Origin of the sequence: Planococcus sp. SSTMD024 (assembly GCF_041320495.1) — a bacterium.
Lineage (GTDB): Bacteria > Bacillota > Bacilli > Bacillales_A > Planococcaceae > Planococcus.
On the sequence record NZ_JBGGNS010000022.1, the window covers coordinates 931,121 to 954,680 of the forward strand.

The window sequence follows — 23,560 nt, forward strand, 5'->3', positions numbered from 1 at the left end:
AGAGAAGGCGAAAATATGTTTAAGATTGCAGTAGCTGGAACAGGATATGTTGGGTTAGTTGCAGGGGTTTGTTTCGCGGAGATGGGACATCAAGTAACTTGCGTCGATATTGATGAAGAAAAAGTTAAATTAATGAAATCCGGTGTTTCTCCTATCTTTGAAAAAGATTTAGAAGAATTGATGCAGTGTAATTATACGGCTGGAAGAATTGATTATACTACTGATTTCCGATCAGTTTACAAAGATGTCGATGCAGTATTTATTGGTGTTGGTACCCCAGAAAACGAAGATGGATCGGCAAATCTTTCATACATAGCGACGGTAGCCAGGCAGATTGCTGAAAGTGTTGAAAATGATTGTTTAGTAGTCGTTAAATCGACTGTACCTGTAGGTACAAACGATAAAGTTGAACAGTTCATCAGTGATTTCTTGGTAAATGATGTACGTGTAGAAGTAGCTTCTAACCCAGAGTTCTTAGCACAGGGATCCGCTGTTTATGATACATTGCATGCCAAGCGAATCGTCATTGGAACCGAAAGTGAATGGGCAGAGGAATTGCTTAAAGGCATTTATGAACCATTTAAATTACCAATAGTTGCTGTAAACAGACGTTCAGCTGAGATGATAAAATATGCTTCAAATGATTTCCTGGCATTAAAAATTTCATATATGAATGATATTGCAAATCTTTGTGAGTTAGTCGGTGCGGATATTCAAGATGTGGCGGAAGGTATGAGCTTCGATGATCGTATCGGAAGTAAGTTCTTGAATGCTGGAATCGGCTATGGCGGATCTTGTTTCCCTAAAGACACAAAAGCCCTTGAATACCTGGCTACTCAAAATGGATACGACTTAAAAACGATTAAAGCAGCTATTGATGTCAATAATGATCAAAAAACACTTCTTTATAAAAAAGCCAGCAAACGTCTTATTACTTTTAACGGCTTGAAAGTGGCGGTTTTAGGATTAACATTTAAACCTGGAACAGATGATTTGAGAGAAGCACCGTCTCTTGAAAATGTTCCATTGCTTTTGGCACAAGGTGCAGACATCTATGCGTATGATCCAATCGGTGCGGAAAACTTCGCGAAAGTATATCCAGAAGGACCGAATGGCAAAGGGAATATCAAATATGTAGCAGATGCTGAAGCTGCCTTACAAGACGCAAATGTCTGCTTTATCTTCACTGAATGGGGAGAAATAAAATCTGTTCAGCCTGAGACCTTTAAACTCTTAATGAGAACGCCTTTAGTGTACGATGGGCGTAATATTCATGAAGTGGATGGGATGGTTGAGGCTGGAGTAGAATATCACTCGGTAGGTCGTCCTTCTGCGAAAAGAGTAAGCCGTGAGGAGGCGAAAGAACGTGAACTACAATCCTCTAAACGTGGATAAAACTTATTTAGTAACAGGTGCTGCCGGGTTTATTGGCCATTACTTGTCAAAGCGTTTACTTGATAAAGGCTGTAAGATAATCGGGCTGGATAATATGAATGATTATTACGATGTGAAATTGAAAGAACAGCGGCTTGAGTTATTGGCACCTTATGGAAACTTCACTTTTTTGCAGAGTGATATCTCTAATAAAGAGACTCTGATGGAAATATTTGATGAGTATAAGCCTGATATTGTTGTAAACTTAGCTGCCCAGGCGGGTGTGCGGTACTCTATCGAAAATCCAGACGCTTATATTCAAAGTAATATTATTGGGTTCTATAATATTCTTGAAGCGTGCAGACATTACCCAGTAGACCATCTACTATACGCTTCTTCAAGCTCTGTATATGGTGCAAACAAGAAAGTGCCTTTTAAGGAAACAGATTTTGTTGATCAGCCGGTTTCGTTGTATGCTTCAACGAAGAAATCCAATGAATTGATGGCTCATACTTACAGCCATTTATATAAATTTGCTTCGACCGGTTTGAGGTTCTTTACGGTTTATGGGCCGATGGGCAGGCCTGACATGGCATACTTTGGATTTACCGAAAAGTTCTTTAATGAGGAAGAAATCAAAATCTATAATAATGGTGATTTTGATAACGATCTGTATCGTGATTTTACTTATATTGATGACATTATAGAAGGAATTGAACGACTTCTATCAAACCCTCCTTCTGCGGATGGTCAAGTACCGCACAAAGTTTTCAATATTGGTAACAATAATCCTGAGATGCTAATGAAGTTTGTTAGAGCGCTAGAGAAAGCATTGAGTAATGCGCTTGGGGAAAAAGTTGAATTCAAAAAAAGCTTTGAACCAATTAAGCCTGGTGACGTTCCAGCCACTTATGCATCTACTGAACAGCTTCAACAAGCAGTTGGCTTTAAGCCGACTACTTCTATTGAAGATGGACTTCAGAAGTTTGTAGATTGGTACTGTAATTATTATGATGTGAAAAAGATAAATGCATAAAAAATCCCTCACCTCTACGAATAAGGTGAGGGATTTTTAATTACCATAGTAAATAGTACCCTGTTACATTTCTATAATTAATAGTTACATGTTCCTTGGAAAAATGGTATAATTTTTACATCTTATGAAAGTATTTAAAAGATATATACAGGGATTTTCTGTAAATAATTGATTAGAAGGTGCAAAGATGAAAGTAAAAAAAGCCATAATTCCAGCTGCAGGACTCGGAACTCGTTTCTTGCCGGCAACAAAAGCGATGCCAAAAGAAATGCTACCCATCGTTGATAAACCAACAATTCAGTATATTGTTGAAGAGGCAGTTGCTTCTGGAATTGAAGATATTATAATTGTTACGGGTAAACATAAACGCGCGATTGAAGATCATTTCGATCATGCTTTTGAGTTGGAAGATACATTAATGAAGAAAGGAAAAATGGATATGCTCGATTCCGTATTGCAGACATCAAATGTAGAAATTCACTACATTCGACAAAAGCAGCCACTTGGCCTTGGTCATGCAATTTGGTCTGCGCGCAAATTCATTGGTAATGAGCCATTTGCAGTGTTGCTTGGTGATGACATTGTAGAACACTCTGAGCCGTGCCTAGCTCAGTTAATGAATCAGTATGAACAAACCCAAAACAGCATTATCGGTGTTCAGCAAGTAGCAGAAGATCAAACGAATCGCTATGGAATTATTGATCCAATTTCAATCAACAATAAACTTATTGCTGTGAACAAGTTTGTAGAGAAACCAGCACTTGGTACAGCTCCATCAAACTACGCTATCATGGGCCGTTATGTACTGACACCGGAAATCTTCCAGTTTTTAGAGAAACACGAACTTGGGACTGGTGGGGAAATCCAATTGACGGATTCCATTCAACAATTAAATGAAAAACAAGCAGTTTACGCTTATGAATTTGAAGGTAAAAGATTTGACGTTGGAGAGAAGTTCGGATTTATTGAAACAACGATAGAGTTTGCTTTAAAACGCCCCGAGCTGAAAGAGCAGTTACTAGAGATGTTTGAAAAAAAAATATATGAATCACACGCAAACAAATTATAGTAAATATTACTAAAAGGTCGAGAAATTTTATTTTCTTGACCTTTTTTTATTTAATTTTACAATGTCTGAATATTGAGTATTTTTAACTATTTTATTATTTTTTATTTTTTTTAACTAAAAATCGATGTTTTTATGATATTAATATGATTAGAAGGGAGTGGTTTTGAATGACGATTTTAAAGAAAATTAGTTTTTTGCATGTCTTTTTAATTATATTTTTGGTGCTAACTGCAGTGTGGTTTTCCGATGTGAGTTCTGCTGAAGAAGAAGTAAGTGTTACCTCGTTTGGAGCGACTGGTGAGGGAGAAGTGGATGAAACAGTTTACATTCAAAAAGCAATTAATTTCATAAGCGATAAAGGAGGAGGAACTGTTAACGTTCCTAAAGGAACATATTTAATTGATGCAATAAAATCTATTGTGTTAAAAGATAATATTAGTTTAAAATTTGAAGAAGGCACAATTCTAAAGGCACTTCCTAACAAGAGTCAGTGGTATGAAGTAATAGAAATTCATGATGTAAAAAATGTTAATATTTCTGGTTTTGTAGAAATTATAGGAGATAGAAAAGAACATTATGGAACTTCAGGGGAATGGGGGTTTGGAATTAGCATCAAAGGGTCAGATAATATTACAGTAGAAAATGTAAAAATATCTGATTGCTGGGGTGACGGCATTTATGTTGGATCAACATTAAATCAAAATTACAATAAAAACGTAAACATTGTTAATCCAATCTTAGATAATAATCGGAGACAAGGAATTTCGATAATATCAGCAATAAATCTCAATATTTATAACGCGAAAATTACAAATACGAACGGAACACCACCTGAAAGTGGTATAGATATCGAGCCGAATTCTCAAAATGAAAAAATACAGAACGTGAATATTTATAACTTGTCGACTAGCAACAATAAAGGTCGAGGGTTGGAAATTATATTAAAAAACCTCAGAAACAGTAATGAACCTGTAAGCATAACTGTGGATACTATAAAAAAACTTGCAGACGGTTATCAAATAAAACATATAGAAGGAGTGAAGGGGAATATCAATGTGGCTGGATACGATTATTTAAAAGATAAACCAAAAGAAGTAAAGCGTATTTCAGGGAATAACCGATATTATACTTCTATCAAAATTTCACAAGAGGGGTGGAATGATGCTGATACAGTAGTGTTGGCTACTGGGAGTGACTTCCCAGATGCATTAGCAGGCGGTCCACTCGCGTATCAAGAAGATGCCCCGATTCTTCTGACACGTACCAAATCACTAAATACAGAAACCAAACAAGAAATTAAACGCTTAGGTGCTAAAAAAGTGATGATTCTTGGCGGCAACACTGCAGTTTCTATGGAAGTGGAAGCAGAGTTGGAAAGCATGGGGTTATCCACAGAGCGACTTGGAGGCAAGACGAGATTTGAAACAGCAGCATTAATAGCCGGGAAAATAGATTCTAATCGAGCAGTCGTGGCAAACGGCTTGAACTTCCCAGATGTTCTTTCGATATCTTCTTATGCTGCGAAGAACGGCGTGCCGATTCTGTTGACGCGTACGGACCGTATACCAGATGAAACAAGATCAGCGCTGAAGGGTGTATCTTCCACTTATGTCATCGGCAGCACGAGTGTGGTAAGCAAATCCGTTTACGACGATTTGCCGAAGCCGACTCGCTACGGCGGTAAAGACCGGTACGAAACAGGGTATGAAGTGTCGACGAAACTTCAGCTTGGTACTGACAAAGCCTTTATCGCAACCGGTTCGAACTTCCCGGATGCGCTGGCAGGGTCTGTCTTGGCAGCGAAAAACGATGCACCAATCTTGCTCGTTCGCCCGGAAGCGATTCCGGATGCGACGAAAAATCAATTGTCGATCTATAATGGCTTTTCAATCTTCGGGGGTACAGGAGCAGTATCAGATGAGGTCAAGAACTTGTTGGATGAAGCATTGAAAAAGTAATGATTATAAAAAAACCATAAAGATGAACTGTGAACTGCCCCCCATTTAGTGGACAATTTAATAAAAGCGCCCGGCAGCTAAGCTGCAATCAGGTGACTTCGGTATTGTGCCGGAGTCATCTTTTTTTAGATTCTATTGCTTGCGAGTTCCGTTGTAACGCTCTATTTACTCATCCACTAGTTCCTTCAAGGTCGTTTGTTTAAAAGAGACCAAGAAACGAGTCGAGGGAACATCGTCAAGACAGGTATCTCGACGGAACATCGACTGGACCAATCCAGTTTCCTTCCAACTTGTAGAAAAATTTATCGATCTTATATGTGAAAACTTACTCATTCCTAAGGGTGATAGATTGCTCTCTTAGCGTTATATCTTAATCAAGCGGAGAGAAAAGTAGATTCTAAGCGTCTGGCTACTTCGTATCTCTTTCTGCCACTCAATATATTTTCTTTCTCTATCTTTCTATAACATTCCTAATAGCGTATATAGTTTGTACTTGTCTTAGTTAATATCTCTAGCTCCGTGATTCAAATGTTTTCTTTAAGTTAAATCAGAAATCAATTGTCAGCGCCATCTTTCTGTTATATTCTTTAGAAATAACGGTAAGTAAAAGAGGTGAATACATTATGTGGGAAAAATTTCGATTATTAGTTTTTAATTCTAAAATAACATCCATCTCTTTTTTCTTTCTTTTATTACTTACTGGGATGGGGACAGCTTCGATTGTCAATTGGATTAGTGTAACCCCAGTTTTCGCAAAATCATTTTATTTAGGGTTCTTTATAGCTGGTACAATGATAATCTTAGGAGTTATTATTTTTCAGCCTTTTTTTGCTTTTCGATTTAAATATAGATTTCTAGATGAGTATGATGAAATAATCGCTTCTTTAATTCATAGGTTTAAGAAAAAATCCGAAAGTCGTTTAATAAATACAGATGGTGTTATAGGAATTCGACTCTTTAGAGTAGAAAAACATACACTACCAGATGACAGTTTATATGTATTTAATATAGTTTTTGATTTAGTTTCAAAATATTCTTCAGTAGATAAGTTAAAACCTAAAGAAATAAAAGTACCAATTCTTCTAGACAAGTGGATTCAGGAAAATATAATTGATAATATAGAGAAAACTAATGTACAGTATGATATAAATACACTCAATAATATGAATATGGATAAATATACAACTCAAATGCTGCTTTATTATTTCGTAGAATACTTTAGAGAAGAAAATGAAGGGAAAAGTGAGCGTTGGTTAAAAAAAATATTAAAAAAGCCATTGGGAAGTGGAAAGTCAAAATTAATAAGACAAAGCTTTTCAAATCAGTTCACTATTCTACAGTTTTTTTTAATATTCCATCTCTTAAAGTTTATGTTGATAACGTAGAGGAAAAAGCAGAGTATACAAAAGAGCGGCAAATTGATTCTAGTTTCGTGTATATAGAAGATTATACAAATACCAATAAAGATAAACAGCATAGAAGATATGTTGACCTGCATTTTAGGATGATTAATGAAGTAGAAGGAGAATTTGATTTTATTTTGCAAGTAATTATAGATAAAAGAATAATTCCCTCGGAGGAACCTATTTTGTTATTATTAAATGATTTGGTATAATTAAAAGAAAGGAGGAGATATAAATGTTCTTTCTTATTTCTTTCAAAACTAAAAATGTCTCAAACACATTAGACAATTTCCAATCAATAAAGAATAATAAAAGAATTAATGAATCTTCTTCGGCAGCTTCTAAACGGTATAAACAGATTACTAATAAAGAATACGCTGAAAAAATATTTATTGATAGAGTAAATGAAAATATCGAATTACCACAAAAAAATTTTAAAAAACACCTTTGAATGTCTTTATGTGAACTGAACCCCAAACGGTAGACACCTTAAAAAGTGCTTGCTCATTTGGGTTTTTTTCTGTTTTCAGAACCCAGTATACTGAATATATCTACTGTAATTGGAGAGGTTGTGGTGAGAAATTATGACACATAAAATATATGATATTGTCATGATGAATGAGTTTGAAGAAGAAGTCGAGCCACATATAGAAGCAGCTTTGCAGGAATTGAGGAACTATGAGAAAGCATTGTGAGGGAAATGACTTTAGTTTAATTCGGAGAATCTGGTAACTAGTCAGAATGTAGATTTGAATTTCATCTTGTCTACGGCAAGAACGAGCTTATTTAAGACACTTGTATTTTGCAATAGATAAGTGCAGAGTGTTGCAACGGTTTATACATAGTTTTGCCGCCAGAAATGGAGTGTCAGTTGATGCGTGATAATGCATTGGTTAAACGATAACTTTCACCGGTGTAGGTGATGATATGCGCATGGTGGATCAGTTGATCCACCAGTGCTGCCGTCAATCGGCTATCGATAAAGATTCGGTTCTACTGACTGAATTCCAGGTTTGATGTGACAATCAAACTCTTTTTCTCGTAGAACTCGGTGATAAGCTTAAAGAGAATCTCTGCTCCTTCTTTGCTGAAGGGCACGTACTGTATTTTGCAATAGAAAAGTGCAGAGTGTTGCAACGGTTTATACATAGTTTTGCCGCCAGAGATGGAGTATCAGTTGATGCGTGATAATGCATAGGTTAAACGATAACTTTCACCGGTGTAGGTGATGATATGCGCATGGTGGATCAACCGATCCACTAGTGCTGCCGTCAATCGACTGTCGATAAAGATCCGGTTCCATTGGCTGAATTCCAGGTTTGATGTGACAATCAAACTCTTTTTCTCGTAGAACTCGGTGATAAGTTGGAAGAGAATCTCTGCTCCTTCTTTGCTGAAGGGCACGTACCCCATTTCATCCAGAATGAGTAGCTGGACATCATCGAATTTCTTTCGAAAAGCACTCAGTTTTCCATTTCGATAGGCAGCTTCCAGTTGTTCTACCAACTGAGAAACACGATAGAACCGAACTTGATGTCCTTTTTCGCATGCCCGTCTTTCTAAAGCAGGAGCTAAATGTGTTTTTCCTGTTCCGGTGCTCCGACGAGCACTAGATTCTGGTGCGCTTTAATAAACTCTAAATCTTCTAGCAGTTCCTTTGTCACCGTATGAGGAAACGCAGGGAAGAACCCCGTTGATAACTTTCCAATGTCTTGTTCTCTAAGAAACGAGCCTGTTTCAAGTTCCTTTTGACTTTTGCAAACTCAGGCATTTCGATTTCTTTCTTCAAAACGTTGGATAAGTCGTCCTGAGGTGTGGAAAATTCGACAGAATCTACGGCTTCAGCTACGTAAGCTAGACGGAGTTGCTTGCACAACTCACGCAGGTTCTCTGTCATCGATTACGACTCCTTGCTGGCTTAATTCATCGTATTGATTCCAATTCACATCAAACGGATGATCCTGTTCAGGTGGTGGATCGGCCATCATATGTTTGTAGAAATCTTCATTGATTTCTTCCAATGGATATCGGGTAAGAAGTACTAGTATTTGCTCAATACGTTGCTTCCGCAGATGAGCCGATGGAATATCGAGGTACTCTTTGATTCTTCCAGGTAGGTATTGGCGGTGCCTAGAATATTCAACGACACACGGTTTTAATCGCCAGGCTCCAACTCCTTCCATGGCAGAACCTTGGGGTTGTTCATATAAGGTCGTAGACCTTCTGCAATAATTTTTCCATCCGGTGTCACAACTTGGTAGCTATCCCATGTGGTGACTAAGTACAGCTAACTATGATTTCTTCCTTTTAGAATATGTGTCACTTCATCATCCACTTTAATTTCATTGTATCGATTCACCTTAATTCGCTGTTCTTTACGAACCGGGTACTCGTTTTGCGGCAAGTTCATCATGCTGTGTTTTTCTTCTTCCAAAAGTTAAAGTTCATGGATTTCAATTTGTTTCTTGTAGTGTGTCCGGTACTGATCATGGATCGAGAAGGCTAGTAACTTCTCCGAAAGATCTTCTAGCCCCGTGATGACCGGCGGAACACTGAAGAAGTTGTAGCGGATATAGACGACTTTCTTTTCAACGTGACCTTTTTCGTTTCTCTTCAGGACGTTACATACCTGCGTTTCAAACCCATAGTTCAGCTGAAACCGTAAACATTCGTCTGTTAGTTGAGCTTCTTCTGTCTTACTTCTGATCTTCTTGGCAGCGGGAGTTAAGTTATCAATTCGGATCTTTCGTGCCACAAAGCCCACTTTGCCAAATAACTTCTTTAATCCTTCCAAAAAGCATTCTTGAATTTCAGAAGGCATGGGCTCGTGAAACGCGACATTACTGCAAGGGAAAGACATGACAAGCAGCTGAATTTCGCGCGTTTTCCCTTCCTCAACTGCTTCCATAACCCCGAAGTCGACTTGAGCTTCACTCGCAGGATGTTCCAACCGTTCAGACCCTCGATCTCAATCCTCGCTATCATGCTGTACCCGTCATTCCTGAATAAAGTTGCAACAGGTCCAATAGGATTCTGGAAATTGATGTTTCTGCAACTCTTTGAAGAGCTGACGATTGGTTCTTTTCAGCTTTCTTTTTTCTTGTGCGTCTTCAAATAGCCAATCGGAAACCATCGTTCCCCATTATCTTCTATCATAATGCTTTTTCTAGGTTTGATGATAGAATTTGGGAGCCCACTTTCCTCGCCATACTTTTTGGCTGTACGTCAATTTATTTTAAGGGTATTGGCAATCTGGTCGATTTTCAATCCTTTTTCATTTCGTAAGTGTTTGATAGAATTAAAATTGGACATTGTAAGCTTTCCTTTCAAACCTGCAGCTGTTATGAGTTTGCACTTTATCAGTAGAGGTTGACTTAACGGCTTACAAGTCCATTTTTATTTGCATGAATATCTCATGCACAACTCTGTACTTCTATTTTGCATTACACAACATTCGCGTAAATAGAAAATCGCAGCTGCAAACCGATATGGTTTCTGGCTGCGATTTTTGTGTTTTTTCATATTCTTGATGATGGATGTAGCTACTATCTATTTTAGCTTTTCTTCAATTGCTGCCCTCGATAAGATCGAATTCGGTTATAGCACCGGCAATAGTCTTCTTCTGTTCTAGCAACCTTCTCTGCAAATGATAGTTTTAACTCCAAATTAATGGCCTTCTCGTTTAACAATACTCGGTGAAATAGTTGAGGCACACCTGGAAGATATACCTCTTTCAATTTACTCGTTCACACAGTAGAAATTTTAGGTTCACATATAAAGAAATAATGGCTGAAAACAGAATTTTAGTGAAAGATTATTCTGTTATATAATATTCTTTTTTGAAAATCTGCATGATATTATTGACCTAAGCTTTATTGCCTACTTAAAATTTTTTTTAGTGTGAAAATAGTCTTCGCCAATGTATGAAAGATATTTTAAGTTGGTATCTATAAAGTCTCAAATAAGAGGGGGTTATTTTATGGAGTGTCAAAAATGTGGTCATAAACAATCGTCAGGAAAGTTTTGTGGGAAATGCGGAAATTCACTTCAGCCAGTAGAGCTTGGCAGCGTGGAGGGAAGTACGGAACATTCATCATTGAATAGTACATCTAATTTCGTGCATGCAAATGATCCAATCTCTCATAGCGGGTCAACTATTGCTTTTCCGGATGGTGACAAGGGGCAATCGCTTGAGAAAGCAAAGGAAGCTTCAAAGCTTTACTGGGATTATGTTCTTACTTACATCAAAAAGCCGTCTGCAATTTTTGGGAGCTCTGCTCAGAACTTGTTAAATGCGTTGATTACACTGGCTATTTTCTTTATCTTCGTAGGCCTTGTTATACACAATATGATTGAATATGTTTTTCAACTATTCGCTAGTCTAAGCAGCGGCAGCATTTTTTCGGCTTCTGAACCTACAGATTTCCTGACGCCTTCTTTAGTTGATACATTCCCAAATGTATTTTTGTTCCTTTTGACGTTATTTGCTCTCTCCTTTGGTTCGATCTTCCTTGCAACGAAATTGGTGAAGTCAACACCTGAATTTAAGCAATTGGTAACGGTCATCGGTACACTCCTCATGCCAGCCATTTTATTTATGGTTGCCGCTTATCTTTTATTTTTTGTCGGCATGAGAAGTTTTGGGAATATCCTATTCTTTATAGGACTCATAGTCAGTTTCTTGGTTGTTCCTCTTTATGCGATTGCTAAGTTCAATGAAAAGCTAGCTGAAAAACACGACTCTCTTTTTTCGTTGATTGCCTATACGAGCTTATTTTTACTTGGGTCGACTGTCTGCTTTTCCTGGTTCCTCGAGACCAAGCTAAAAGACGCCATGTCTTCTGTATTTGAAATCTTAAACTTTGTACTGTGAAACTAAAAGGGGGAACTATCTATTATGAGTAAATTCTGTACAAACTGCGGCCATGCTAATGAAAACGAAAATCAAATTTGTGTCGAATGCGGAAGGGCATTGACTGTTGAAGACAAAAAAGCTATCGAACCTGTCCAGGGTCGTGCGCCTAAAAAGAGTATTTCTTTAAAGACTAAATTGCTAGCAGGAGTTGCCATTTTCTTCATTGCTGCATTAGGAATTTTCTACACATGGGGTACAAAAATGGCTTCAGCTGATTCCACTGCCACAAAATTCATTGAAGCCGTACAAGAAAACAATGCAAAAGCTTTATCAAAATATGTTGCCCTTTCGAATGGCAACAGCATATCCATAAAGGAAGCAGAAGCGTTTATTAAATTGTATGCACCCTTGTCATCTGCAGAATTGGAAGAGATGATGAACATTGAGAAAAGCGGAAAGTTTGCGGGTGTTTTTGATTCTCATAAAGTTATAATCGATCCCGAGCATGTCTATTTTCCGTTTTCATATGAAGGATTGAAATTGGAATTGAACGGAGAAGAAGTAAAAGCAGATACAAGCACTGAAGGTGAATACATGTATAGCGGCATTATGCCTGGTCAGTACGAAGCGGAGTTTATTTTTGACAATGGCCAGACTGTTTATGAGCATTCTTTCGAATTGACGGTCCATTACCAGGAGGATCCTGCATACACGCTAATGATCGAAGAAGAATTACCGATTGGTTCTGCGATATTTAACGTAGGGGTGGCTGAGGGTGCACCGATAAGTGAAACGAAAGTGATGGTTGGTGAAGAAGAATATCCTGTGAATGCTAATGGCCAAACAGAAGAAATAGGGCCATTGTTGATAGATGGCAGCGTGACCGCCAAAGCGCAAATGAAGTTCTCATGGGGCGATGCAACCTCGGAAGCTGTACCTGTTGAAGGAGATGTCGTCGATATTGCCATTACTGAACTCGATCAAGAGATAACGGAACAAGTGTTGGAGCGTTTTGTTGCCTTTCTCGAGGAGGATCTAGAGGCAAAAGCAGCCAGAGACACGTCGGTTTATACATTTTTGACTCCTGGAGTTGTTAAGCGATTCGCAGATGAGTTTGATCAATTGAAAGAATGGCAAACCTATTTCACAGGTTCATTAACTCAAGTCAATTTTGACGGAGAGTCGGTCGGCTTCTGGGAAGAGGGCATTACTGTCGATGCAGAAGTGATATACGAAGGCGATGAATATTATGGGGCAGATAAGCCCGAGTTGGAAAAACAAAAAACACACGCTACTGTTAAAATGGCATACGATAGCGAAACCAAAGAGTGGATTGTCAAAGAGTACTGGACAAATAATAATTCCAACCGTAGCTTCACCTTAGAACCGATAAGCACAATAGAAGGTTCGAAGAAAGTCTATGAATACAAAGATACCTCGGCATCAAACGAAGAGGCTAGAGAGAAGGATGAAACGGCAGAATCCACAGAAACCACAGTCGAAGAGAAAGAGGATGCATCGGCAGAAGTATCTACAGAATCTTCTCCAGAAGTATCCGAAAAAGTTTTTCTTCACATTATGGAAATGTTTATGCATAACTACAATGACTTGAGCTCGGAAGCAACGATGTCAGGCGATGCCTCAGTAGTCACTCCTTTGATTACTCAAAATGGGCCGAAACGCAAGGAATCAATTGATTATATTGCCTCCCTTTATTCAAGAGGGATCTCCACTGAGCATTTGGGAACGACCGTCGATAAAGTGGAGAATATTGATGCTTCCAAGGTGAAAGTGACTACGACGGAAAAGTTCATCATTCACGGAACTGAAAAATCTAGTGAGAAGACATATCAAACCGTGAATATCCTTGTGAAAAATGGAGACGATTGGTTAGTGGATGAACTAGTTTCTACTAAAGAAAAGTAAAGTCATGACAGAAGTTTCTTTACAAGATAGAAGCTATTAAACATCCTTAGACTTTGTAATAAGTTCAAGATTGAAAATTCTATTCTAGACTGCATCGCACAGATATATACTAATTCTGTGCGGTTTTTCTGGGAAAAGGAGATGAATAATGATAAGAAAAGCCTTTTTATTTCTAATGATACTGACAGCTTTAGTATTGATGAGTGGGTGTGTGGATGAGGTCGAGTTAATTAAAAGTGCCCAATCCGAGAATCTTGCTGATGAAGAATTAGAACAGGAAAGAAACGAGTTAGAAGGGGAATGGGAACGTTATCTTCACCAACATAACGGTTCACTTACGATATCGAATGGTACAGACACGGGCTTCGATTTTAATCTCCACGTAGCCGCTGGCGCAAATACAAATACATTGGAAGGAAGAGCGCAGTTGTCGGGAAATACCGCTTATTATGACGTGGAATTTGTGGAATGCCGAATAATCTTTGAATTGAATGATGACATGATTGAGGTAACAGAAACTGAAGACAAAGACGAAGACGAAGAATGTTCCATGATGGGGGGCAATGGAACATTCTTTCATGGAGAGTACAAAAAGGGGACCGATCCGACCGAAGTGAACTTTGTCCAACAAGGCTTTCTGACAGAAAAGGAGGATAAACTTTTTAGGGAAGTCGTTGGAGAAGATTATCCAAGTTTCGTAGAGAATATGATGATTACTCATATAGAAGCGGATATAGATGGGCTACAAACGACAGTGACTAGCGGATTTATAAGGGGAGTAGCTGCAATGAATGCGGTTATGATGATTAGTGATCGATATGTTTACGCAGCACTTCCGAGTGAAGAACATTATGGAATTAAATTTTACACAAATGATCCGCGTTATGAAGATCAAGTACCGATGACAATCCGAAAATGGATGGAGGATTACTTCTTTCAGTCTGAAGAGGTGACATATAGTTATGTTGCGACTCAGTGATTAATTGTCCCTGTGCGTGACACGATTTATGCCGATGTAGTGAAGAAAGTCTGCTGAAAAGCAGGCTTTTTTTGATTAGATTCGAAAAGTTGGGAATAGCAAAAACGAAGGAAATTAGCTTAGTTTTGCACGAATTAAGCCGAGGAATGGCAAAATGGAGCTTAACTATAATCGTTTTTATGGGTCATAATGTTTTTAATAAGACAATGACCATTTTCGTTTAAAAAAGGAAAAAATATCTATACAAATAGATCATAAACACTATATAATAATAAAAGTTAGAATAGAGCGACAAATTAATTCCGCTTTTGCGGCCGGTGGGAATTCAGTGCGATCCGCTGGAGATCAACGGTCGCGAGAGCCCGATTGGATTGACGGAGTATCAGAGGGGTTTGGCTGATGGGGGTTTATCTAAAACGTGGAAGAAGATGATATGCCGCGATAGAGATTGCAGCATGTCGTAGAATCGGATGACTGTTCTCGAAACTGACGATAGATTTATTTTTAGGAGGTGTGCTGTGTTCGCGTTGAAGGGGAGCAAGACAAAGAGAAACCTCCGGATGTCATAGTCATGGCCGACAAACATCCGGAGGCAATCAGTTGGAGTGTACCAACTATTAGTTAGTATACTCCTTTTTCGGTAAAGATATACACCAAAAACCACAAAAGGGGATAGAAACGTGAGAAAGCGCAAGAATTTCAAGTTGGATATGAACATAGAAAAGGAAATCGGGCAGGAGACCGTATTGATTTTGCCGGACTACGATGAAAATGGTTGCTTGAACTCGGTGATTTACCATACGGACGGCATGATTAAAATCGAGTCGAAGCCATTCGATTTGATCGACACGAATTTGCGCTTCCGCGGTTCGAGCATGCGCGGCGCGGTGGAAGGATCGGCGGCGATTCTCGGGAAGCTCAATAAAAACCCAATCATCATCGACCGCGATCAAGGCATCATCCTGTTGCCGAGCAAATCAGCATCGTTGGATGGCTGCGTCTGGCTGTCCTTGCAGCACATCATGGAATGCATCAGCATCGACGGCTGCACGACGAAAGTCAATTTGAGCAACGGCAGTTCGATCGTTCTTGATGGCAGCAAGAAGTCGATCCAGCGCCGCATGGAAAAAGCGTACGAGCTGCAGTTCAAGATGGAAGCGCAGAAACGGTTTTTCGAAAGCGGCCGGGTGCTGCCGGAGACGAAGTATCATTTGGTGAAGCAGGCTGGCCAAGTGAATTATGAGCATCGGGCGGAATAGGTTTGGGGGAAAGAGCGGGTTTTGTGCCTGCTCTCTTTTTTGTGGGTTTCGGTTTTAGTGTCCTGGTTTTTTGTCCCGCCCCTGTGTCAGACACAATTTGCGTGTGGAAAATCTTGTTGCATCGGGATTCTGAAAGGTTTGCGTCCCTGTGCAAGACACAATTTCTTGCGGTAGAATGGAGAAAACGCAGTGGAGAGGAAGATACATATGGACAGCATCATTTTTGATTTGGACGGCACGCTTTGGAATCCGCTCGACGTGTCGGTAGCGGTGTGGAACAAAGTATTGGCGGATAATGGCGTGGACGAACAACTCACGAAAGACGATTTGCGCGGCATTATGGGGATGCAAGCGGATCAAGTCGGCGAGAAGCTGTTTCCCCATCTCTCGAAAGAAAAGTGCGAAAAACTGACAGAAGAGTCATCACAACTGGAATGCGTGTATTTGCGAAAACAAGGCGGGCAGTTGTATGCCGGCGTGGAGAGCGTATTGGAGCGGTTGTCGCAAAAGTACAATTTGTACATCGTCAGCAATTGCCAGGAAGGCTATATCGAAAGCTTCTACGAATATCACGCGCTGGATAAGCATTTCAGCGATTTCGAGAACCCGGGGAGAACGGGCTTATCTAAGGGGGAGAACATCCAGTTGCTCATGGAGCGAAACAGTGTGGAGTGTGCCGTCTATGTCGGCGATACGAAAGGCGACCGGGAGGCAGCAGAACTGGCGGGGATCCCGTTCGTTTATGCGGCGTATGGGTTTGGGGATGCGGATGAGTTTGATTACGTGATCGAGGAGTTCGAGGAGTTATTGAAGTTGTTTGGGTAAGGTGCAGCAGGAGATGCTTCTAGTCTCTCTTCAATTTTGTGGGATAGCCTGAAGGAATCTGGCTAGTTTTGGCGAAAAGGTCTCTCAAAATCAAAAAAGAGGAGAGGATGGACGATGAAATACCTTTGCTTGGCATACGGAGATGAAGCCGGGTGGAACGCATTAAGCGAAAAGGAAAGGAAGGATGCGCTGGCTCAAGACAAGGTGATCCAAGAGCGCGGAAATTTGGTGTCGGCCGTGCAGCCTTCAGTGACTGCTGTTCGAAATTGGGACAATAATCTCCAGGTGACGGAAGGAATTGAGGAGACTCACGGACTGCCGCTGGCGGGGTTTTCGATCATTGAAGCGGCGAATGTAGAAGAAGTGATCGATCTCGTCGCTGACACGCCGTGTGCCCGGGCGAATGGGGTCATTGAGATCCGGCAGCTTTGGAATACGGGCAGTTAGTTCGATGTTAAAAAAAAGTCGGGTATCTCACAAGAGACGCCCGGCTTTTTGTGTTTGGTTAATGGGATTTGTTGTCTTTTAAGGCATTGGATATCTTCTGTGTGGCATGAGACAAAGCGGGAACGAAACCGCCTTGAGCTTTTACGTATTCGCTTAGCCGATACGCCACAAAAATACCCGCGATGTCGATCAGGACGTCTACGAGCCTGCCGCTGCGTTCAAAGAACAGCTGAAGAAATTCCGTGAAAAAGGCGAACAAGCTGCACAGCACGAAGGCAACGTGGCGTTCCTTGAGCGCTTGATTCATTAACAGATACAGAATGCCGAACGACAAGGCATGGCCGGTTTTTTGGAAGACGTACAGTTTGCTGTCGAGATGGATGTCGCTCGTGATGAACAAGTCGGACAGGTCCGGGAACAGCCGGACATTAAAGTCGATGTCGCTCGCGAACAGCGCCGTGAAATTGTAATTATTGGTGGCAATGAGGATGCACAGCGCCCATAGAAGGACGGGGATGTATTTGGCTTTCATGTAATGGTTCCTTCCCCCGGGGATGCGGATTGTAAGTGTTTAGCCCGGCTATCTGTAATCCTCTTATTTATCCATAAGAGTACCATAGACTAATTAAGGAGTTGAGTGGTTGAACGAATAAAATTTCTTATATGGACCGGCGCCTTGATCACTGCTGGATGATGGGGAGGCTCCAAAGAGATATGCAACCCTGGTCTGAATTAAAAGAAATGGTATATTTTTCATGCGTATAGGGAATAGCAAGTACGGGTTGTATTAAATTGAAAAGTGGGTGCATTCATGAAAGTCAAAAAGGCGATTATTCCTGCGGCGGGTCTTGGGACGCGTTTCTTGCCGGCCACAAAAGCGATGCCGAAAGAAATGCTGCCGATCGTAGATAAACCGACGATCCAATACATCGTCGAAGAAGCGATTGCTTCCGGTATAGAAGACATCATCATCGTGACTGGGAAGCATAAGCGCTCCATCGAAGACCATTTTGACCATGCGTTTGAATTGGAAGAGACCTTGTTGAAAAAAGGGAAGATGGACATGCTCGATTCCGTTTTGCAAACATCGGACGTCGAGATCCATTTTATCCGCCAAAAGCAGCCGCTTGGCCTGGGCCATGCGATTTGGTCAGCGCGTAAATTCATCGGCGATGAGCCGTTCGCTGTGCTGCTCGGGGATGATATTGTCGAAAACCCGCAACCTTGTTTGGCGCAGTTAATGGCACAATACGAATTGACCGAAAACAGCATCATTGGCGTGCAGCAAGTCCCGGAAGGCCAAACCGATCGCTACGGCATCATCGACCCCATTTCGATTGACCGTCAATTGATCGCGGTGAATAAATTCATCGAAAAACCGGCAGCGGGCACCGCCCCTTCCAACTATGCCATCATGGGCCGCTACATTTTGACGCCCGAGATTTTTCAGTTCCTGGAAAAGCACGAGCTTGGAACGGGAGGGGAGATCCAATTGACGGATGCGATCCAGCAGTTGAATGAACAGCAACCGGTCTATGCGTACGAATTCGAAGGCAAACGCTTTGATGTGGGCGAAAAATACGGCTTTATCGAAACCACCATCGAATTTGCCTTGCAGCGGCCGGAACTGAGAGATCAATTGCTGGCGTTGTTCGAGAAAAAGTTGGAGCAAGCAAAATACCGGGTAGACTGAACCTACAGGTCGTCCCTACCGGCAAGGTACGCGAAGTGCTTGCCGAATGACCGGCTGTGCAACCGAATCCATATGAATAAACCGCCCGCCCAAGTATCACAATCGCTTGGGCAGGCGGTTTTTTTAGTCGTCCAATTTAATGATGATTGTATCGTCGACGCGCTGGACAGAGCTGGCTGCGGGCCACGGCTTCATTTCTTCGTATAAGTCGCTTTCCATAATTTCCTTGCGCTCATCTGCGTCGGACAGGTCATAAGTATAGCCAAAGTAGTTTTTCATCATGCGCTTATAATGGGGCGGATGAGCGAGGAAGCGGTCGCCGAGCATGCCCGTCATTTTCGGCACGCTTTCCGCCACTTCCACGGAACTGACGCTGCTGTCCATCGAGATCCGCCCAAGCACCGCCAGTTTGGTGACTTCTTCCACGCCTTCTGTTTGTTCGATGCGGTCCACGACACGGTTCAAGAAGGCGTAGGAACGCTCGTATTTCAAGTTCATATTGAAATAAGCGATGTTGGCGATGATCGCGAAGTTGAAGACGATCAAAGCGGAGACCAACAAGGTGCTCCACGACAAGGCTGGCGTAACGAATTTGGCGGGTGTGTAATTGTCATAAAAGATAATCGGCACATAGTAGAAGCTGACCAATGTCATGACCATCAGCATGTGGTAACTGACATCAGACGACACGAAGTACAAACTATAAGCCGATATCGGCAAGCTCAGCAGCAACACGATCGCTATGCCAAGCAGCCAGCCTTGGCGGTAAATTTTATGGTGGACGGCAAACCAGACGAAGCCGAGTATGATGAGAATGAAGGTGAGGACATTCAGCACTTCAAAGAGGTTGACCGGCATGTCCGTAATATACCCGCGGAAGAAAAATTCCTGGAACGACTCCTTGATCAAAGTGAACCGTTCGGCTATCGTGATCGACGTATCGCCGATTGCGTTCAAGCCTTGATAACTGGAAATCCTTCCGGCAAAGAAATTGGTGTAGAGCGTAAAGGTGATACCATAAAGCGCCATGCCGATTCCCGTCACCATCAAAAAGCGCAAAGCGTAGGTGAGGGTTTTCCGCAAGTTCGCTTGCTGCGTGAGGATTTCATTGAGCAAGAAAACGGTGATCAGTGTGAGGGCGAGCGGCAAATTGGCTTGGTAGACGCCGACGCTCACGAAAAACAATACTGCCCCCGGCAAAAAACCGTAAGTGTATTTCTTTGTGATTACCAAGGACAGGACGGTTGTGAAGAATCCGAGCATATAAGCATCGGCCGTAAACATATAAGAAAATGTCGACGTAACGGTCGGGAAAGTCACGAGCAGCCCGGCGGTTAAAATGATCGACAGCTTCTTGCGGAGGCCGAATAATTCCGTCAAGGCGGCTGAGGTCAACGCGAGATAGAAAATCGACAAAGCCCCGTTGACCCACGGCAAGTCGAAATAGGAGCTGATGCCGCTAAAAGGCGACAGGAAAAAGCGCCCGAGTGAGAACTTTTTCTGCGACATATGGATATTCAGCAAGCTGTCGTGATTCGGGAGGGTGTTCGTAAACATGTAGAGATGCGTGAGAAAACCTATGATAAGCGCAGCGAAGAACGCAGTCTTCCATTGCGGCTTGATCGCGTTTTTGAGGCGGAGCAATACTTGTTCTGGCATGGGAATCTCCTTTTTTTCGACTATGATGAGTGCAGGGGAGCTCAGTTAAACTCACCCGTGCACCTGCGGGAATCAAGCACTGTAGTTTCATTCCAGTGAAACATTCAGAATTATACCATATATTAGGTAGTGGGAATTTGTGGAGTTCTTAATATTTTCCAGACTGCGCCCGTATCAGTAATTTCCCTCGTCGACTTGTTTCAAAATTATTGCTATTATGATAATAAATAACTCCAACAATACAAAGTGGGTGGAAGCGATTAAAAAATTAATTACGATTCTCATTCCCGCCTATAATGAAGAAGAAGTATTGGTTCCGCTTTTGGAACGCTTGAAGAGTGTGACGGCTAAATTGCCGAACTATGGTTTTGAATTCCTGTTCGTCAATGACGGCAGTACCGACCGGACATTGGAGATGTTGCGGAAGCTGGCGAAAGTCCATGCCGAAATCTCCTATGTCAATTTATCACGGAATTTCGGCAAGGAAGTGGCGATGCTCGCCGGATTCGACCATATCAATGGAGACGCCGTCATCATCCTCGATGCCGATTTGCAGGATCCCCCTGAGCTCATTCCGAGAATGATCCGCTACTGGGAAAAGGGCTACGACGACGTGTTTGCCAAACGGAATACCCGTGCGGGCGAGACCTGGTTCAAAAAATGGTCTTCCAATTCCTATTACAAAATCCTGCAGAAAGTCTCGAGCATCCCGATCCAGAACAACACCGGCGATTTTCGCTTACTGGACCGCAAATGCATCGAAGCGCTAAAGCAGATGCGCGAGTCCGAACGCTATACAAAAGGCATGTTCAGCTGGATCGGCTTCAACAAAAAGGAATTGCTGTTCGACCGTGAACCGAGGGCAGCCGGCACCACCAAATGGAATTACCGGAAGCTGTTCAACTTGGCCGTCGATGGCCTGACGTCTTCCACGGTGGCACCGCTCCGCATTTCGTCGTTTTTCGGGATTGTCATCTCGATTTTCGCCTTGTTGTTCATGCTGTTCATTTTCGTCCGCACCTTGCTCTTCGGCGGTTCGGTGCCCGGCTACCCGTCATTGATGACGGTCATCCTGTTCCTCGGCGGCATCCAATTGATTTCCCTCGGGATCATCGGCGAGTATTTGGGGAAAGTGTTCAATGAAACGAAAAAACGCCCGGCTTATTTGATCAACGAGTATTATTCGCCCATCGCGCTCAGAAAAAATGAGCGGCGCAGAGATGGATGAAGTCAAATAGAGTTCAATACATGAAAAGCAGCGGTCTCCGAGTGGGGATCGCTGCTTTTTTGCGGGTTCGTTTCGGGAGAGCTTCACTGTGCTATGGATGTTAATTGGTTTGCTCGGCTTTCGTGTAGCGTCTTTTTACTGCGCCGTATGGAAGGTTGAAAAGAATCAAGCCCAGTCCGGCAATTGCCGTGATCCAGGGATAGAGCAGCGAATACAATAGAGACGGGTAGTAATAGCCCGGCGGCAAATAGTAATTGATCGGTCCGCTGAAGTCTTCGGTGATCAATTGCGTCTGCAGCTTGGACTTGTTGTCGAACGTGAAAAGTTGTTCCGAGACGCTGCCGTCCTTTGCGATCTTGATAAGCTTGAACTCCCGGTCTTCCATGTCTACATAGCCGGGCATCACTTCGCCGTCGCGATGGAAGCGCATATCGTAGCCGTTCCGGAGGATCGTGATGGCGAAGAAATCCTTGTCCGTGAACTTGTCTTCGACGGTCCAGTAAGTGATGGCGCTATTATAGCGGTCGAGGCCTTCGACGGCGAGTTCTTCGTAGTGGAGCAATTGGACGGGATAGCCGTTGAGTGTCTCGGCCGTTTCGCCGTTGACGGTGAGGCGGATATCGCTCGGGTGGACCAAGTTGTCCCACGCATTGAAATACGGCTCGCCGGTCGTGATGTGCGAAGCGCGGATGATGTTTCCGTAGTAATTGGCATCATCCGGCGCCCCGGCGTAATCGGTCCGGTTGCTGTTCAGCTCGTCGATGTCGTAGCGCGTGTCCATTTCAATCCTGTAGGCGATTTCCATAAGCATCGGCGTGATGGAAGGGAGCGAGAGGGCTACGAGGATGATGCCGATGATCAGGCGTTTGCGTTTTGTTCGGGTCATGGTGAGGATCCTTTCAGTGCGGGTAGTGTGTATGTATAAATACCTATTCAAAGTATAGCAAGAATGTCGCTTGTTGAGGCGCATTCGTTGTTAAGAACCTGGCTTGATTTTTAATAAGTGGAAGAAGATAAGTGCTAGGGTAATGTAGAATTTCACCCCGAATAGGAAGAAAGATACGAGAACTACAGCATTTCAGAGATTTTTGTTGTATAATAGTCCTTGCTTGTTTTAAATCGCTTTTGGCGGGATGAACTTCCCGTCGAAAGGAAGGACGTGTCTATTTGAAAACTGTTTTACGAACGATCATTATCCTGGTGGTGGGATTGGGGATACTCGCGGGGGCTGGATATTGGGCGTACAAGAGCTTGACCAGCAGCGACGAGCAGCAAATCTCCCAAGCTGCGGAGGAAGCGGACGAAAAATTGCAAGAAGATACGGAAGCGCCGAAACCGAACGAGCTCGTGGAAACGGTGGGCTTGAGTGAAACGGAATTCCAGATTCATCTTCACCAAATGACGCACCAGAAAATCGAGGCGACTGAAAAGCGCGGGGCGATCGAGATGACGCCGGAGCGCATCGATGAAATGCTGAAAATCTTGCAGGCCAACGAAGGCGCTTATGGGGAGTACGAATTCTATGAGCAAAGTTTGACCGCTTGGGAAAAAGGCGATTTCTCCAATGCCGTCAACGTGCACAACACCATCTGGGAATGGCATAAAGGCACAGTGGGCCGTGCGACGGGCTTGTTATCGGAAGAGCGGGAAGCGGAGTTTGTAAAGAAGCATTTTCAGTAATTAATTGTATCGAAATTCTATGAGCTCTCGTCCGAAAGCCTTGGATTCCTTAACGGAGTCCAAGGCTTTTATGTTTTAGGGGAGGTTTATTGGATTAAGCGGATGGAAGCGGTGTGGGCTATATTGCCGAGTTTTTCTAAATTTACAAGATAATTTCCTGATTCCTGTT

Annotated in this window: 19 protein-coding genes and 2 pseudogenes; 15 read left to right on the plus strand and 6 right to left on the minus strand. The window is 42.2% G+C overall.

Annotation, left to right across the window (positions count from 1 at the left end; all coding sequences use genetic code 11):
* Positions 1-15: 15 nt before the first annotated feature.
* The 6 genes from AB9R92_RS13350 (at position 16) to AB9R92_RS13375 (ending at position 7,291) form a co-directional block, all read left to right on the plus strand.
* Positions 16-1,395: a UDP-glucose dehydrogenase family protein gene (locus AB9R92_RS13350; RefSeq protein WP_370669914.1), complete on the plus strand. Its 1,380-nt coding sequence runs from the start codon at positions 16-18 to the stop codon at positions 1,393-1,395.
* The gene (locus tag AB9R92_RS13355) at positions 1,367-2,410 is read left to right on the plus strand and encodes a GDP-mannose 4,6-dehydratase (protein ID WP_370669915.1); all 1,044 of its coding nucleotides are present in this window, start codon (positions 1,367-1,369) and stop codon (positions 2,408-2,410) included. The genes AB9R92_RS13350 and AB9R92_RS13355 overlap by 29 nt, the downstream gene beginning before the upstream one ends.
* A gap of 187 nt (positions 2,411-2,597) precedes the next feature.
* Positions 2,598-3,479, plus strand: coding sequence for a UTP--glucose-1-phosphate uridylyltransferase GalU (gene galU, locus AB9R92_RS13360; RefSeq protein WP_370669916.1), 882 nt, complete (start codon positions 2,598-2,600; stop codon positions 3,477-3,479).
* A 167-nt stretch (positions 3,480-3,646) separates the two neighbouring features.
* Positions 3,647-5,437 carry a cell wall-binding repeat-containing protein gene (locus AB9R92_RS13365; RefSeq protein WP_370669917.1) on the plus strand — a complete coding sequence of 597 codons (1,791 nt, stop codon included), beginning with the start codon at positions 3,647-3,649 and terminating at the stop codon, positions 5,435-5,437.
* 623 nt (positions 5,438-6,060) lie between these two features.
* Positions 6,061-6,822, plus strand: coding sequence for a hypothetical protein (locus tag AB9R92_RS13370; protein WP_370669918.1), 762 nt, complete (start codon positions 6,061-6,063; stop codon positions 6,820-6,822).
* A 253-nt stretch (positions 6,823-7,075) separates the two neighbouring features.
* Positions 7,076-7,291, plus strand: a complete 216-nt coding sequence (locus AB9R92_RS13375) for a hypothetical protein (RefSeq protein ID WP_370669919.1) — start codon at positions 7,076-7,078, stop codon at positions 7,289-7,291.
* Positions 7,292-7,707: 416 nt separating this feature from the next.
* Here AB9R92_RS13375 and AB9R92_RS13380 read toward each other — a convergent pair.
* From AB9R92_RS13380 to AB9R92_RS13390, 3 genes and pseudogenes are all read right to left on the minus strand, one after another.
* Positions 7,708-7,950: pseudogene (locus AB9R92_RS13380) on the minus strand (ATP-binding protein); the annotation flags it as partial.
* A gap of 63 nt (positions 7,951-8,013) precedes the next feature.
* A pseudogene (istB, locus tag AB9R92_RS13385) lies at positions 8,014-8,737 on the minus strand (IS21-like element helper ATPase IstB).
* Positions 8,738-9,277: 540 nt separating this feature from the next.
* Positions 9,278-9,790 (minus strand): hypothetical protein, encoded by a 513-nt coding sequence (locus AB9R92_RS13390; RefSeq protein ID WP_370669920.1) that lies wholly within the window; start codon positions 9,788-9,790, stop codon positions 9,278-9,280.
* 1,029 nt (positions 9,791-10,819) lie between these two features.
* On the opposite strand from AB9R92_RS13390, the gene AB9R92_RS13395 reads away from it, so the two are divergent.
* From AB9R92_RS13395 to AB9R92_RS13420, 6 genes are all read left to right on the plus strand, one after another.
* Positions 10,820-11,713: a hypothetical protein gene (locus AB9R92_RS13395; protein WP_370669921.1), complete on the plus strand. Its 894-nt coding sequence runs from the start codon at positions 10,820-10,822 to the stop codon at positions 11,711-11,713.
* 24 nt (positions 11,714-11,737) lie between these two features.
* Positions 11,738-13,621 carry a TcaA NTF2-like domain-containing protein gene (locus AB9R92_RS13400; RefSeq protein ID WP_370669922.1) on the plus strand — a complete coding sequence of 628 codons (1,884 nt, stop codon included), beginning with the start codon at positions 11,738-11,740 and terminating at the stop codon, positions 13,619-13,621.
* A 148-nt stretch (positions 13,622-13,769) separates the two neighbouring features.
* Entirely contained in the window at positions 13,770-14,600 is an 831-nt protein-coding gene (locus AB9R92_RS13405) for a hypothetical protein (protein ID WP_370669923.1), read from the plus strand.
* A gap of 680 nt (positions 14,601-15,280) precedes the next feature.
* On the plus strand, positions 15,281-15,859 hold the full coding sequence (locus tag AB9R92_RS13410; RefSeq protein ID WP_370669924.1) for a competence protein ComK: 579 nt from the start codon (positions 15,281-15,283) through the stop codon (positions 15,857-15,859).
* Positions 15,860-16,066: 207 nt separating this feature from the next.
* Positions 16,067-16,684, plus strand: coding sequence for an HAD family hydrolase (locus tag AB9R92_RS13415; RefSeq protein WP_370669925.1), 618 nt, complete (start codon positions 16,067-16,069; stop codon positions 16,682-16,684).
* Positions 16,685-16,798: 114 nt separating this feature from the next.
* A complete protein-coding gene (locus tag AB9R92_RS13420; RefSeq protein WP_370669926.1) occupies positions 16,799-17,131 on the plus strand; it encodes a YciI family protein in 333 nt (110 codons plus the stop codon).
* 58 nt (positions 17,132-17,189) lie between these two features.
* On the opposite strand, the gene AB9R92_RS13425 is transcribed toward AB9R92_RS13420, so the two are convergent.
* Positions 17,190-17,663: a VanZ family protein gene (locus tag AB9R92_RS13425; protein ID WP_370669927.1), complete on the minus strand. Its 474-nt coding sequence runs from the start codon at positions 17,661-17,663 to the stop codon at positions 17,190-17,192.
* Positions 17,664-17,942: 279 nt separating this feature from the next.
* Between AB9R92_RS13425 and galU (AB9R92_RS13430) the strand changes: the two genes are divergently transcribed.
* The gene (gene galU, locus AB9R92_RS13430; protein ID WP_370669928.1) at positions 17,943-18,824 is read left to right on the plus strand and encodes a UTP--glucose-1-phosphate uridylyltransferase GalU; all 882 of its coding nucleotides are present in this window, start codon (positions 17,943-17,945) and stop codon (positions 18,822-18,824) included.
* 123 nt (positions 18,825-18,947) lie between these two features.
* Here galU (AB9R92_RS13430) and AB9R92_RS13435 read toward each other — a convergent pair whose 3' ends face one another.
* On the minus strand, positions 18,948-20,483 hold the full coding sequence (locus AB9R92_RS13435; RefSeq protein WP_370669929.1) for a glucosyltransferase domain-containing protein: 1,536 nt from the start codon (positions 20,481-20,483) through the stop codon (positions 18,948-18,950).
* A 250-nt stretch (positions 20,484-20,733) separates the two neighbouring features.
* On the opposite strand from AB9R92_RS13435, the gene AB9R92_RS13440 reads away from it, so the two are divergent.
* Positions 20,734-21,711, plus strand: coding sequence for a glycosyltransferase (locus tag AB9R92_RS13440; protein ID WP_370669930.1), 978 nt, complete (start codon positions 20,734-20,736; stop codon positions 21,709-21,711).
* A 100-nt stretch (positions 21,712-21,811) separates the two neighbouring features.
* Here the strand turns inward: AB9R92_RS13440 and AB9R92_RS13445 are convergent, their stop codons facing one another.
* Entirely contained in the window at positions 21,812-22,597 is a 786-nt protein-coding gene (locus tag AB9R92_RS13445; RefSeq protein WP_370669931.1) for a hypothetical protein, read from the minus strand.
* Positions 22,598-22,878: 281 nt separating this feature from the next.
* On the opposite strand from AB9R92_RS13445, the gene AB9R92_RS13450 reads away from it, so the two are divergent.
* Positions 22,879-23,391, plus strand: a complete 513-nt coding sequence (locus tag AB9R92_RS13450; RefSeq protein ID WP_370669932.1) for a DUF6241 domain-containing protein — start codon at positions 22,879-22,881, stop codon at positions 23,389-23,391.
* Positions 23,392-23,560: the final 169 nt, after the last annotated feature.